This window comes from Granulicella sp. L46 (genome assembly GCF_009765785.1).
GTDB lineage: Bacteria > Acidobacteriota > Terriglobia > Terriglobales > Acidobacteriaceae > Granulicella.
This window is the reverse complement of record NZ_LMUT01000015.1, coordinates 51,182-65,272: the sequence shown is the minus strand read 5'-3', so window position 1 is coordinate 65,272 and position 14,091 is coordinate 51,182. Positions and strand designations below refer to the sequence as shown.

Here is a 14,091-nt window from a genome sequence, read left to right as displayed (position 1 = left end):
GGGTGATGGAGGCTATACGGCGGCAGGTTGGTGACCGTAGAATTTCGGGTGTAACGAGGATTGGGGGAGGACGCGGGTTATGGCTATCGAGCTCGTGGAGTGTTCTCGTATGTTTTATGAGTTGGAGAGGGAACGCGCGGAGTTGATCGTGGAACTTGGGGAGTGGCCGTCGGGGCGGTTGGGCTTTCGGCCGGTGGCGGGTGCGTGGTCAGCGGTGGAGGTGCTGGATCACGTGGTGCGAGCGGAGGCTGGGACGATTGAGGATGTGCGGGCTGGGTTGCGGGATCCGTATGCACTGGGGGATGAGGGGCGGCCGGGGATTGCCGCGCTGGACCGGGCACTACGTTCGGATCAAAGTTTCAAGGTGCCGGCTGGTGCGGAGATGATCCTTCCGGATACACAGACTACGCTGGCGGAGATCGCGGGACGTTGGGAAGCGGCGCGGGCGGATTTGCGTGGGGTGTTAGAAGGGTTGGGGCCTGAGGATGTTCGTTGCGGGGTGTTTCATCATCCGTTTGCAGGGTGGATGACGGTGGGAGACGTGCTGAATCATTTCTCGGGGCATTTGTATCATCATCAATTTCAGTTAGAGCGGCTGCGGATTAGCTCGGTGGATCTGCAGGTGATGGACGTGCGATGAAGACGGAGCTGCTGCGATTGGATGGGACGGTGGAGCACGATCCTGCGATTGATGCGTGGTTGCTAGCGCATGCGGGGGAGCTGGGGGAGATTGCGCGGCGGTGGTTTGAGCTGATGCGGCGATGTGGGGATGAGGTGCGGGAAGTCCTGCACGATGGATGTCCGGTGGCGTGTTTGGGGGATGTGCCGTTTGCGTATGTGAACGTGTTTACGGCGCATGTGAATGTGGGGTTCTTTCAGGGCGCGGGGTTGAAGGATCCGGGTGGGTTGTTGCAGGGGACGGGTAAGTTCATGCGGCATGTGAAGCTGCGGCCGGGAGGGGATGCGCACGAGGTTGCGCTGCGTACGCTGATTGCGGCGGCGTATGCGGATATTAAGGCGCGGGTGGAGAACGGCTAGGACTTGGTGACGGGGAGAGCTAGAAGTTTCTGGACCAAGGTGGAGAGGCGCTGGAAGTCTGGGGCTAGCTCGGTGGCGAGAGTGCGTTCGCCGCTTGTTTCGGGCTGCTGTTGCGCTAGGAAGAGGATGTTGGTGAGGGCCTGGAGGGGATTGTTGATCTGGTGAGCGAGATCGTTGGCCATGGTGGCGGCAGCGGCTGCAGAGGATTTTTCGAGGAGTTGAGCGCGCTGCTTTAGTTGCAGCATGGCCATGGCGGCGAAGTCGGCGAGGGTTTCCATCATGCGGAGATCTTCCATGTCGAAGGCCTGGGTGCGTTGGTGGGCCATGACGAAGATGGTGCCCTGAACGCCTTCGACGTGCCAGGGAAGGAGGAGGCCGTCGGTGACGGGCGGGGCCTCGACGCCGAGGAGCTCGAAGAATTTTGGAAGGACGCGAATGACTTGGGGGCGGCCGCGCTCGAGGCAGATGCCGCAGGCGCTGGGGTAGCGGGGGAGCATGGCGTTGAGGAAGCCGGCGTAGACACCGGCGCTGGCGACCCAGTGGTAGAACTCGGCGTCGGTGCCATTTTCTTTGACTACGCTGATGGCGGCGCTGTCGGCACCGCAGAGATCGATGGCGGCGCGGACGAGTTCCTGGAGGATGTCGTCGGGATGCTCGACGAAGGCGTGCGCGAGGCGACGCATGCCAGCCATCTGGGCGAGGGCGTCGCGTGAGTGGATGCGCCGGGCCACGAAGGCGGGGTCGTCGAGGAGGTCGATGACCTCGAGGCCGGTTTCTTTTACGTCGATGGAGAGGGTTCCCATGTTGTTCTTCTGATTATGCTTCAGTTTGGTGGAGATTGTCGCTCATCCGAGATTAGGGCTTAGTGGCGCAGATTGGCTGCGTGGGTGTTGTGGTGATCGATGACCGAGGGGTTTCCTGGGAAGACATTTTCGACTGCCTGGATACGGTGGCTGGGGTATGCTTTCCGCATGTCTCCCAGTGGTCGAGTGTTTCGCGCATTTTGCGTGGTTGCCCTTTTATTGTTTGGTGTGGGTGAGTTGCGGGCGCAGGCTGGTGCTGGCGCTGCGCATGGCGCGTTCGTGGCGGAGGGGCTGGGGCGCGGGACGGTTGCTGTGGATGGGCCTTGGCAGTTTCGTGCGGGCGATGATTTGGCGTGGGCGGCGCCGGGGTTTGATGATTCGGGGTGGGAGACGATTGATGTCAGCCGGGCGTGGGGCGATCAGGGGCACTGGGCCTATGCGGGGCGGGCATGGTATCGGCGGACGATCGACTTTAAGGATTTGAGTGGGGCGATTGAGGATGTGGCCGTGTATGTGCCGGACACGTCGTGCGCGTACGAGGTGTATTGGAACGGGCGGTTGATTGGGCGGACGGATGCTATGCCCGCGCCGACAATGATCAACTCGTCGGGGGCAGCGGTTTTTCGATTGGGAAAGCCGGAGCGTGGGGTGTTGGCGTTTCGCGCTTCGACGGAACCGATGGATTCGACGTCGCCCGGAAACCAAATTGGGTTAGTGGCGGTGCCGCGGATTGGGAGCACAGAGGCGATCGGCGATTTGGCTGCCAGGGAACGGGCGGTGCTGTTGAGGAGCAGGCTGCTGACCATTGCGCAGATTGTGATGTACGGGCAGCTGTCGTTGCTGGCTTTGGTGGTGTGGCTGCGGTTTCGCGACCGCAAGGTGCTGTTCTGGATGTTCGCGTTTCTGTTGTCGTCGACGCTTTGGATCGCGCTGGACCAGACGCTGTTTCCGTGGCTGCTGAATTGGCCGCTGATCGCTGGTTTCTATGGGCCGACGTTTCACTCGATGGAAGATGTGGCGCTGTGGTTTCTGCTGCTGTATCTGCTTGACCTGGATCAATATCCCACGCTGGTGAAGTGGACGAAGGTTCTTGCGTGGATCACGTTGTGCTCTGTGATCGGCGATGGCCTGGTGTTCGACATGCCGCATCGAGGTGCGCACATCCTGCTGTTTGAGGTGCTGGATGCGTTGGCTACGCTTGGATTCTCGGCGCCGGCGGTGTTTCCTTTTGTGCTGATCGCACTTGCATTCCGGAAGAAGATGAATCCGGCGCGGAAGTTTGTGGCGATCGCGGCGTTTTTGTCGGATATGTATTTCGTGGTGCATCACACGGCGGTGCAGGGCGAGCGGTTTACGCGGCTGACGTTTGGCGACCGAATGATGAATCCGATGTTCACGATTGCGGGCGTTGAGGTGTCGATGCCGGCGGTGCTGTCGCTGCTGTTGGTGTGCGCGATTGTGTATGCGCTGTATGAGTACATGGTGGAGCAGGGGCAGCGGCAGGGCGTGATGCTGCAGGAGTATCGGAATGCGCGCGCGGTGCAGCAGGTGTTGATTCCGGAGAATGCGCCGGACATTCCGGGGTATGCGATCCAGTCGGTGTACAAGCCGTATGGGGAGGTGGGTGGAGATTTCTTTCAGGTGATTCCGCTGGCGGATGGGAGTGTGCTGGTGGTGGTTGGCGATGTGAGCGGCAAGGGCATGCCGGCGGCGATGCTGGTGTCGCTACTGGTAGGGACGCTGCGTACGCTGGCGCATTACACGCGGAGTCCGGGCGCGATGATGGCGGCGATGAATCAGCGATTGATTGGGAGAAGTAACGGAGGATTTACGACGTGCCTGGTGTTGCGCGCGGATCCGGATGGGAGTTTGACGATGGCGAATGCTGGACACATTTCGCCGTATCTTGCGGGTAGGGAACTTGTGCTCGAGACGGGACTGCCGCTGGGGATTGTTTGGTCACCGGCTTATGCGGAGACGACGTTTAAGATTGCGGTCGGAGAGCAGTTGACGATGGTGACGGATGGGGTGGTGGAGGCACGCGATGCGTCGGGTACGCTGCTGGGGTTTGAGCGGACGACGGCGCTGAGTGTGGAGTCGGCTGAGGTGGTTGCAGAGGCTGCAGAGGGATTTGGGCAGGATGACGATATTACCGTGCTCACGCTGACGCGGGTCCTGCGCGGACGGCGAGAGGCTTCGCGTGATGACGATGATGTTGTGCAATCCCACTCATGACGATGGGGCCTTCATGAATGGGCACCCGAAGTTCCAGGTGAGCTAAGCGGAGGGACGGCTGGCGCGGAGCATGGTCCAGCAGCCGGCGAGGACCAGGGTGGTGCAGGCGATGGAAAGGGCGAGGGTTGTGGAGTTGAGTGTGGGAAAGGTGTGTGGGGCGAAGCGGTAGAGGAGCCACGCGGCGGCGAAGACTGCGGAGAGGACACCGAGGGTCTGCATGATGAGGAGGGGGCGCTCGGCGCGCTGGATGGCGGCGCGGCGGCGGCGGCGTTCGGCGCGGAAGAGGATGGCGGTGGCGGGCGGCGGGGTGTGCTCGGCGGAGAGGGCGGCGGCGTAGGTGCGGAAGACGCGACGGAGTTGGTCGTCGTTGGGCGCTGGGTTGGTGGGGTTGGGGGACTGGTCGTGGGGGGTCATAGGGAAGCTCTCGCGGGAGTTAGGAATTGTTTTGCTTTGTTGCGGGCGCGGAAGAGGAGGGTTCGCACGCTGAGGCGGTTGAGGCCGGTGGCTTGGGAGATTTCTGTGTGGTCCATGCCTTCGACGTAAGCGAGCCAGAGGAGCTCGCGGTCGCGGGGCTTGAGGTGTTGGAGCATGGTGCGGATGTCGATTGTGTTGTCGAGGGAGGGATGCGTGGTGGGCTCGGGCGGGTCGGCGAAGGGGGTGGTATCGCCAGAGCGGTGGCGGTCGCGGAGGAGGTTGGTGGCGATGCGGAAGAGGTAGCGGCGGAGCTCGAGGGTGTCGAGATGGGCGGTGGATTTTGGGTGGAGGAGGAGGCGGCAGAAGGTTTCTTGCAGGAGGTCGTCGGCTACATCGCGGCGGGCGGAGACGGCGAGGAGGTAGCTGTGGATGGAGGTGGCGTTGGTGTCGTAGAGACGCTGAAAGGCCAGCTCGCTGAGAACGGCGGCCGGGGCGGCAGCGTGCTCTAGCGAGCTGGGCATGGCTGCGGTGGTGGGATCAACCGCGCGATTCACGGCTGATGAGCCCGAGCTTGCGGGATACGAAGAGGCTGGCAGCCGAAGCAGTGAGAAAGCCGAGTCCAAGACCGATGCCTCCAGTGCCTACGATGATAAAGCCTCCGGCGGGATCGTAGATGTGGCGGTGGAGGGTGAGAATGGCGACGCCGAAGCAGAGCAGGACGAGGCCGGCCTGGACGCCGAAGAGGATGCGGCCGAAGGGGGAGCTGACTTTGTTTTCTTCGACGGTGATGGACTCGAGGAAGCGGCGGCCGGATTCGTTGGCGGCTAGGGAGGTGAGGGCGTCGGAGGAGTCGATGCGTTGGAGAACTTTTTCCTGGAGGCTGGCCTTGGTTTTGGCGATCAGGAAGCGACGGACGTTGGTGAAGACGACCCAGATGATCCAGCAGATCGTAAAGCCGGTAGCGATCGAGTCGATGGCGTTATTCATGGCGCTCCTTGTTTAACCGATGAGTAGGTGTTCACTCTGTACAACGGCTGGGGAGGGCTTTGGTTAACAGGTCCTGCGCGGACGGCGAGAATTAATTTGGTGGTGATTGGTGGAGAAGACATGCACCGTTTTCCACCCGTCCGCAAAAGCGCGTACGGGTGGGGCGGCTGACATGTTGCGGGTCAGGGTTGGGGCTGGAGGCTTTTGATTACTTCGAAGAGGTCGGGGGTGACGGTGCGGGTTTTGGCGATGGCGTCGGCGATGGGGATGGTGGAAATTTGCGTGCCTTTTAGGACGACGAGTTGGCCGAATTTGCCTTGGTGGACGAGGTCGATGGCGGCGATGCCGTAGCGGGTGGCTAGCATGCGGTCGTAGGCCGTGGGGGTTCCGCCGCGCTGGGTGTGGCCGAGGTTGACGCTGCGGGTTTCGTAGCCGGTGCGCTTTTCTATTTCTTCGGCGAGGACCTGGCCGATGCCGCTGAGGCGGACGTGGCCGAAGGAGTCGAGCTTGGTGCCGACGGAGGTTTGGCCGGTGTGTTCGGGGAGCTTCGCGCCTTCGGCGACGACGACGATGGCGAAGCGCTTGCCGCTTTCCCAGCGGGCGCGGAGGAGGCGGACTACGTCGTCGATGTCGATGGGATTTTCGGGGGCGAGGATGACGTCGGCGCCGCCGGCGATGCCGGAGGTGACGGCGATCCAGCCGGCGTCGCGGCCCATGACTTCGACAACCTGGACGCGGCTGTGGGCTTCGGTGGTGGAGTGGAGGCGGTCGATGGCTTCGGTGGCAATGGTGACGGCGGTGTCGAATCCGAAGCAGGCGTCGGTGCCGGAGAGGTCGTTGTCGATGGTCTTGGGGACGCCGACTACGTTGATGTTTCGCTTGGCGAGTTCGACCGAGATGGACTGGGTGTCGTCGCCGCCCATGGCGATGAGGGCGTCGAGCTTGTGGAGGGCGATGACTTCGAGACAGCGCTCGAAGCCGCCTTCGATTTTTTTGACGTTGGTGCGGGAGGAGCGGAGGATGGTGCCACCGCGCTGCAGGATGCCGGTGGTGGTGACGAGGTCGAGGGGCATGGTTCGGTCGTCGATGACGCCGCGCCAGCCTTCGAGGAAGCCGATGAATTCGTCGTTGTAGTGGAGGATGCCTTTGCGCACTACGGCGCGGATGACGGCGTTGAGTCCGGGGCAATCTCCACCACCGGTGAGCATTCCAATACGCATTTCATACCTCCAAGTCGACCTTGAAGATGATAACGGTCCTGCGCGGACGGCGATAGTGGGATTGGGTGTTACACGGGTAGGGGCGCGCGCTGACGAATGCGCGCTCGAGAATCCGGCATTGCGGGAGGAGTTCCTTGAGTTGGCGCAACTGAAGGGAAGAAGCAGGTACAGTGTCAGGCTCTTTTTGCAGCCTGCGTATCCTCAGCTACTGCCGCTTTGCCGACTGCCTTTTTCTTGATGGGGGGTTTAGATAAGCCAAGGCCGACCGCTTCCTCTACTGCATTCTCGGTTACGCCCTTTTTAACGGCTTTTCTGACGGCCTTTTCAACCTTCTTCACAGCCTTCTTCTTTGCCTTATCGTTCGCCATAGTTCCTCACAGTTATTTCCGCCGTTGGGCAGTCTTCTTTACGGCTTTCTTTACGGCTTTCTTCGCCGGCGTCTTCTTGGCGGCAACCTTTTTGGCAGCATTCTTCGGGGTTGACTTCTTACCCGCCGTTTTGGCCACGGGTTTCTTGATGGTTTTCTTGACGGGTGCTTTCTTTGCGGCCTTCTTTGCGACCTTCTTTGTGGGCGCTTTTTTGACGGCCTGCTTAACCGGAGCCTTCGCGGCAGGGGCTTTATGCAAGACTTCTGTCACTGTCGTCACCGCCGCGCCAACCGCCGTTTTGGCCGCGCCAGCCACATCTTCTGCCATGGCAATTCCGTAGCCAACTGCCATAGCGGCTTTTTCGATGATCGTTTTCTCGGCCATTTTCAGGTCCCTCAGTCTTGGCGATTACACGCAGATACGAATTGTAGAGGCATATCGGTGTACGCGCCCAATTCTTTTTCGGTGTTTGGCAGATTCGTCGCACACCGGCCGCGGAAGCTTTGCCTGCAGGCATGCCATGTTTTGCAGACCTAAGCGCCGTGAGACGTGACTTTCGTTTCTCTAATGGGCAGTGGACTCCACGACAACGTCGATGCCATCCCCGCTGTCCTTCGCTACGATGGTGGCCGAGGTGTCCGCATAGGTGAAGTTTGCAGGTTTTCCATTCACGGTCACGGATGAGGGTCTGGTTGACAACCCGTTCACCTGCACCGCGATCTCGTTCCACCACGCCGGATAGCTTCCAGCATGTTTTCCGATGTGTATGGTTATCCCGGTTTGATTTTCCGAGGTTTGACAGGAAAAGGCCATCTGCAGAAATTCACCCCGTTTGTAGGCGAAGCTCGTTCCATCATCCTGATAGAGATGTCCGCCGCAGTTCGGGCCCGGAAATACACGCAACGTCAGTGGACCGGAGGGCTGCTCTTCGGTGCTCTGCACAAGCGGCTCGATCGGAAGGATTGTTCCCGGCCTGACGAAGACCGGGAGCGTGGACAAGTCGCGATGAACGCGCACTGCCAGCAGGACCGGCCCCAGCGCGGACTCGGGCTGGAGCCCACCGGCCTGCACCTTTTCCAGGCCCTCCGCCACCTGTCGGCCGGTCCAAAAGTCATACCAGCCACGGGAGGGAAGTGTTGCCTCGTAATCACCGGACTGGTCTTCAAAAGCTGGCGCAGCAACCAACAGATCCGGTCCCACCATGAACTCCCCTGACGTATTGAGATCAACGTCCAGCGGATGCCGATCTGCAGCCGCATCTGGAAACTCGAGAAACAGCGGCCTCAACAGCGGCAGTCCCGTATGCGTATCTTCTTCCGTCACGGTGTAAAGGTAGGGAAGGAGCCGGTAGCGAGTTTCGATGAAGCGGCGCCGGATGTCTTCCTGCGCTGGTCCGTTGGCCCACACTTCGTGATCTCCCGTGCCCTTCTCCGCATGGTCGCGATCGATCGGCTGAAACGCTGCGATTTCAAGCCACTTGGTGAGCAGCTCGGGCGTGGGCGTTCCCGCGTAGCCTCCTACATCGGCTCCGGCAAGGGCAAATCCGCTGAGCCCCAGATTTTTTAGCATCGATGTCGTCAGACGCAAATGATTCCAGGTGGCGGAGTTGTCGCCGGTCCATGTCGCCGCATACCGCTGTCCTCCTGCATACGAAGCTCGTGTCAGGACGAACGGCCGGACGTCTGGCTTCAGGGCAAGTTGGCCTTCGAATGTTGCACGCGAGTTTTCCATTCCGTATACGTTATGGATCTCGCAATGCGTCGCCGTGCGTATCGCAAAGCCTGGTTCGTCGATGCGATGCACCGCCGAGCATGGCATAGTTTTGAGATCGTTGAACACTGAAGGCTCATTCATGTCATTCCAGAATCCGTCGATCCCAATCTGTGCAAGGTTCTTGTAGAGCGTTCCCCACCATGCACGCGTCTGCGCCCTCGTGAAATCCGGAAACACGCTGGGCCCGGGCCAAACCTTGCCCACGAACGTCGTTCCGTCCGAGTTTTTTACAAACTCATCGCCGGCGACGCCACTATTGAAGGGCGGATAATCCTGTCCGGGGAGGAACGGGATATGTAGATCCGTGATTGCGACCACGTGGAACTTTTCCGCATGGAGTGTCTTCACCATTGCTGCCATGTCCGGAAACGCGTCCTTGTTAATCGTGAAGGGACGGTTCTTCTCCTGGTAATCAATGTCAAGGTATACGGCGTCGGAAGGAATCTTGTCTTTACGCAGCTGCTCGGCGACCTGCAGCACGCGATCCTGCGTCATGTAGCTGTAGCGCGACTGCTGGAAACCCAATGTCCATAGGGGCGGAAGCGGAGTCGGCCCAGTCAGCCATGCATAGCTCTTTAGCACTTCCTTTGCGGAAGGCCCGTACAGAATGTAGATGTTCGCCGGGCCGCCTTCTGCGCGATACTGCACCGTATTACCGACCGTCTTGCCAAAGTCGAATGATGACGGCCAGGTGTTATCGATCAGCACGCCGAGCGATACCCCCGCGCGATACGTCAGATAAAACGGAATGCTTTTGTAGAGCGGGTCGGTCGACTCCTGCCAACCATATGCATCGGTATTCCATAAACGAAAGGCCGCCTCGCGATGATCGAAGGCTCCCGTCTTGTCACCGAGACCGAAGTAATGCTCGTCTGCGGGCATCGTATCCGCGAGACGAAAGCCGTTGCCATCGAACTGCATCGGCTCTGCATCCTGCCGCAAAACTGTACCCGTCGAATCCGTCAACGTCATAAGTCCCGTAGCGCGATTGATGGAGACATGCAACGCGGCAGTGTGAAATGTCACGGTGTTCTCGTCGCTATCCTGGGTCACGTTTACCGACGCGGCTCGGGCCTCAGCCAGAACTGCCCAACTCGCATCTTCAGGCAGTGCGCCCGTATTTGAGGCGCGAATACGCAACACATCTTCTCGCAGCGCTGTAATTTGCATCACCAGATCGCCATGATGCAACTCGACTCCGTTCGGAAGTGGTGATGCGCTGGTGATCGACGAAAACGAAGCAATTCCCGACGGGGTTGCCGGACGGGTTTGCGCCGACACGCAAAAACCTGCGACCGTAGCACAGAGAAAGAGCGAACTGAACGAACCGGTGACTCTTCGTCCGGGCATTTGCTTCTCCACAAAATCCAACAGGTCTACCGAGGCGCCGCCGAGCTGCGGCGTTGCCAATCAAGGAAGCAAGGGCCGCGACGGTGTCTCCACCGCCGCGGCCAGAGCCCAGGTTAGAAGCTGAACACTAATGACACTTCAGAGATGCGCCGTCCAAGCTTGAGCGGAGCCGACCCGAAGCCTTCGCTCGGGTCATACGTTGCCGTTTCAGGCGTTCCATTCGGAGACGTATCGCTCAACTGCAGTGTGGTCTGCGATGCGTATCCGGTGCCAAAGCTGTTCAGCGGGTGGTTGATGAAGTTGAACGCCGCGTAGCGCAGACGCAGAGTCCTGGTTCCACCGATATGGAAGGTCTTCTCCAGAGTCAGGTCCGTATTGAAGAATCCCGGTCCGTGAGCGTAGGGCTCAATGTACTGGCCGTTGGTTCCAATCGACGGCAGCGCAAAGCAGTTCGGGTTGAGATACTGATGCGCCACCAGTCCCTTTGCCGGATTGCAGGTTAGCCTCGGCTGCAGGTTGACGTCGGGCGTTCCAAGGATCGACTGCGACTCGACTGGATAGGCAGTCGCTCCCTGGCCGATGTTTCCCTGGAGGTAGTAACCCGGCGAGGCGCTGACGCCCGTCTGCATGTTCGGTCCACTCTGGAGGTTCGTGATGCCTGAGATCAGCCACCCGTTAATGAGCGCGCCCAGCACACGCTTATCCGTGAACCTGCCAGTTTGATACGAATAGCTCAGGTTGAGAATTTGCGAACGGTCGAAGTTCAGCGGCCCGTAGTTATTCAGTAAATTGAATGGATCCATACCGGCAGTCCAGTTGAAGTCGGCCGCCGACCCGAGAATGCCGAGCGCTTTGGAGTATGAATAGTTCACATTGAAGTTCAGCCTCCCGATCTGCTTGACTGCCACGATCTGCAGGCCGTTATAGTTCGCGAAGGTGTTATGACGCGGGACCAGGATTTGGCTGTAGTTTGGGAACGGTCGCGCCTTCTGCACCGCCTTATCGCCCGGGTAGTTATAGATGTTATCCAGACTTGCTGCCTGTTGCGGTGTGCAGCCTGTCGGATCGCAGGCGTTATAGCCAGCGCCCGCATTGATGGCCGCTGCTGCGGTTGGGGTAAACAGGGTGCCCACTGGAATAGCGTTCACATTGTTGAGTACAACCGCCTGCGTCGTGCCGTTATTCATCATCGAGTTGGTGTTATTGCCGGCGTAGGAGATCTGCAGAATCCAGCGGCCGGGCAGCTGTTGCGCCACACTCAGACTGTAGTTATTCGTTACCGGTTCGTTGTTGTCGCTCGGGTCGAGGCCATAGATTGTCGACGGCGAGATATAAGTTTCCGTGCTGCCCGGGCCGGTGTTGCCGTACGTGTAAGGATCCAGTTGGAGCGAGCTGACGCCTTTCAGCGTGTTGCCGCCAAAGCCTTGCAGATCGGTGTATCGAACATTCTCTGCCAGAGCGAACTCGTTGGCCACGTCCGTTACCGAATCATGGAAGCGGTAGACGCCGGCACCGCCACGTATCACCGTCTTGCCGGTTTTGAAGACATCGAATGAGAACCCGAACCGCGGCTCAAAATAAACCGGGGGGGTGCCTACGCCGGAGTTCGGGATGGAAGGATTATTTCCGTGCCACGTGAGGCCTGGCAGCGGGTTCGTTGTTGCGTTGTATTCCGAGGTATACAGCGACGGGATCCAGACCGATGCACCAATCCCATGTGCATCCTGCCACGCACCAAGTTTGCTGATGCGCGCGCCATACGTCAGCACAAAGTTCGATGCTACGCGCCAGGTGTCCTGGGCGTAGAAGTCAGTGTTCCAGAAATACAGGTCAGTATATGGATTGAAGTTCTGCTGATGCCAGTCCTGGATCTGGCCTTCAAAGAAGTTCGCCAAAGCATTGCCGCTGTTGAAGTGCGGATTGCCGTACGCCGGCGATCCATCCGGATACGTCCCGTTGTAATCCGCAAAGTAGGTTCCGGCAGGTCCGTAGTAATAATTCTGGATGATGCCGTTGGTGGATGGATTGGTCGCGGTCTGGTTGTTGCTGGTGCGTTGGCTGAAGATGCCGATCTTCACCACATGCTTGCCCCAGACCTTGGTCAGGTTATCGCCTATATTCGGTTGCAGCTTCTTCAGCTCGAGCGGATTTTCTGAGTAGTCCGGCCACAAGCCCAACGGCAAGCCGCCGTAGGTCGTATACGTGCCGAGCTGCGGATACTGCGTGTCGTTATTGGCGAACGCACCGTTGTATGGATAATCGATCGCGCCCTTCTGCAGTGCAGAGATGTCGCGTGCGTCAAAGGACTGCAGGAACGACGTGATGGTTGCATACATCTCATTGGTCAGCGTCGGCGTGAATTGGGTTACATAGTTGATCGAACCGCTGTGTACCCACACGTCGTTATTTACGCCGTAGCCGGGTGTGTTGACGCCGCCCATCACGCTCGACGACGCGGGCGAGTAATACGGAACCTCCGGCTGCCCCTGCTTTTGCTTTTCAAAGCTGTAGCGCGCAAAGAAAATATTGCGTGGGGTGATGTTGTAATCCACGCGCCCGACAAATTGACTGACATTGTTATTTACCAGGTTCTGTTGGTCCCAGTTGAATCCATCCGTACCCGTCTGCGTCCGGGTCGGCAACGGGAGTGTGCCATTCACGAGCGCCATGGCGCCGGGGTCAAGCCAGGGCGCGATATTGCCGTTGGTCAAAGGCGTGCGATCGTCGCCATAGGTAGGCGCCACATTGAACGTGCCATAATTTCCGTTCGTTGCTTCCGGCCCAAGGAAATTGTCCAGTGCGGCCTGGCTGAAGTCGCCATTGCGCAGCGCCTGTGTCGGAACCAGCGCATGAATAATCGCGCTGCCGGAGCTGCCGTACGCGTAGATATTGCGCTGCGCGTCATACTCGGCGCCTGCAAAGAACGTCACCTTCTTGGTGTGGGGAATCGGTCCGCTGATCGTGCCGCCCGGATAGATGTAGCGATCTTCCGGCCGCGCCAGACCGTTGTAATTCGCCAGCCAGTCGTTCGCGTCCAGCTGATAGGTGCGTGCATACGTATAGACGCTTCCGTGATACTTGTCCGTGCCCGACTTCGTCACACCCTGAATGATCACGGGACCATTTGACTGATCTGCGCCGAAGTTCGAGGTCTGCACCTGCACCTCGCTCACAAAGGCATCGTCTATATTCATCAGCGCCGCGCCAAAGTTTCCAGCGTCCGTCAGACTTGCGCCATCCAGCTTGAGGGTGATGCCTGCTACCGGTGAGCCGTTCGATGCATAGGGCGTTGGCTGGCCTATTTGTACCTGGCTGAAGTCCGGTGCCGCGTTGGTCGACCCCAGATTGCGGATTGCAAACCCTGGCAGAATGCTTTCCAACTCGGTCGCATCGCGCCCAACGATGGACAACCTATCCAGGTCGCCGGCCGTGATCGTCGAGCTCAACTGGCCGCTGTCCAGCGGCAAACCCGCGGTTGTCGTGCTGACCGTGACGCTCTGGCTCACATCCCCGACGGTAAGTTGCAGGTCCGTCAGCGCGATACTGTCGCCCGCGTTCAGGTGGATTGCGGGGCGCACCAACTGCTTGAATCCGGCGTGTTCGATGGTCACTTTGTAGTCGCCGCTGGGAACTGCCGAGAACGAGAACTCACCGGCGCTATTGCTCTGCAGATGCCGCTGCAAACCACTGGCTGTGTTCTGGATCGTGACCGTTGCGCCCGGAACGCTTGCGCCGGTCGTATCTTCGACGGTGCCGCTCAGAGATGCCGCGCCCACCTGTGCATGCGCCGGGCTGCTCAGCATCGCCAGCAGTATTAAACAGACGGAAAGATTGAGGAAGCCCCGGCCTCTACATACGAACCACGGGCGAGCGGTTTCCACCTCTATAAGATTGCGCTTCATG

Annotated in this window: 12 protein-coding genes; 3 read left to right on the top strand and 9 right to left on the bottom strand. The window is 59.5% G+C overall.

Annotated features, from left to right (window positions below; translation table 11 throughout):
- The first annotated feature begins 79 nt into the window (after positions 1-79).
- Together GSQ80_RS16695 and GSQ80_RS16690 are read left to right on the top strand one after the other, a co-directional pair.
- The gene (locus GSQ80_RS16695) at positions 80-640 is read left to right on the top strand and encodes a DinB family protein (protein WP_158788812.1); all 561 of its coding nucleotides are present in this window, start codon (positions 80-82) and stop codon (positions 638-640) included.
- Entirely contained in the window at positions 637-1,038 is a 402-nt protein-coding gene (locus GSQ80_RS16690; protein WP_158788811.1) for a DUF1801 domain-containing protein, read from the top strand. Before GSQ80_RS16695 ends, GSQ80_RS16690 begins: the two co-directional genes overlap by 4 nt.
- Here GSQ80_RS16690 and GSQ80_RS16685 read toward each other — a convergent pair.
- Entirely contained in the window at positions 1,035-1,841 is an 807-nt protein-coding gene (locus GSQ80_RS16685) for a GAF domain-containing protein (RefSeq protein ID WP_158788810.1), read from the bottom strand. The genes GSQ80_RS16690 and GSQ80_RS16685 overlap by 4 nt on opposite strands.
- Before the next feature lie 99 nt (positions 1,842-1,940).
- Here GSQ80_RS16685 and GSQ80_RS16680 point away from each other — a divergent pair, with 99 nt between their 5' ends.
- Positions 1,941-4,076: a PP2C family protein-serine/threonine phosphatase gene (locus tag GSQ80_RS16680; RefSeq protein WP_158788809.1), complete on the top strand. Its 2,136-nt coding sequence runs from the start codon at positions 1,941-1,943 to the stop codon at positions 4,074-4,076.
- A gap of 42 nt (positions 4,077-4,118) precedes the next feature.
- Here the strand turns inward: GSQ80_RS16680 and GSQ80_RS16675 are convergent, their stop codons facing one another.
- The 8 genes from GSQ80_RS16675 to GSQ80_RS16645 form a co-directional block, all read right to left on the bottom strand.
- The gene (locus GSQ80_RS16675) at positions 4,119-4,490 is read right to left on the bottom strand and encodes a hypothetical protein (protein ID WP_158788808.1); all 372 of its coding nucleotides are present in this window, start codon (positions 4,488-4,490) and stop codon (positions 4,119-4,121) included.
- Positions 4,487-5,044, bottom strand: coding sequence for an RNA polymerase sigma factor (locus tag GSQ80_RS16670; RefSeq protein ID WP_158788807.1), 558 nt, complete (start codon positions 5,042-5,044; stop codon positions 4,487-4,489). The genes GSQ80_RS16675 and GSQ80_RS16670 overlap by 4 nt, the downstream gene beginning before the upstream one ends.
- Positions 5,028-5,477: a hypothetical protein gene (locus GSQ80_RS16665; RefSeq protein ID WP_158788806.1), complete on the bottom strand. Its 450-nt coding sequence runs from the start codon at positions 5,475-5,477 to the stop codon at positions 5,028-5,030. Before GSQ80_RS16665 ends, GSQ80_RS16670 begins: the two co-directional genes overlap by 17 nt.
- 182 nt (positions 5,478-5,659) lie before the next feature.
- A complete protein-coding gene (locus GSQ80_RS16660; protein WP_158788805.1) occupies positions 5,660-6,697 on the bottom strand; it encodes a 6-phosphofructokinase in 1,038 nt (345 codons plus the stop codon).
- A 173-nt stretch (positions 6,698-6,870) separates the two neighbouring features.
- The gene (locus GSQ80_RS23105; RefSeq protein WP_216850398.1) at positions 6,871-7,065 is read right to left on the bottom strand and encodes a hypothetical protein; all 195 of its coding nucleotides are present in this window, start codon (positions 7,063-7,065) and stop codon (positions 6,871-6,873) included.
- Positions 7,066-7,077: 12 nt separating this feature from the next.
- Complete coding sequence (locus GSQ80_RS23100) at positions 7,078-7,449, bottom strand: hypothetical protein (protein ID WP_216850396.1); 372 nt, start codon at positions 7,447-7,449, stop codon at positions 7,078-7,080.
- A gap of 180 nt (positions 7,450-7,629) precedes the next feature.
- Entirely contained in the window at positions 7,630-10,188 is a 2,559-nt protein-coding gene (locus GSQ80_RS16650; protein ID WP_158788804.1) for a glycoside hydrolase family 31 protein, read from the bottom strand.
- Positions 10,189-10,301: 113 nt separating this feature from the next.
- On the bottom strand, positions 10,302-14,090 hold the full coding sequence (locus tag GSQ80_RS16645) for a carboxypeptidase-like regulatory domain-containing protein (RefSeq protein WP_158788803.1): 3,789 nt from the start codon (positions 14,088-14,090) through the stop codon (positions 10,302-10,304).
- Position 14,091: the final 1 nt, after the last annotated feature.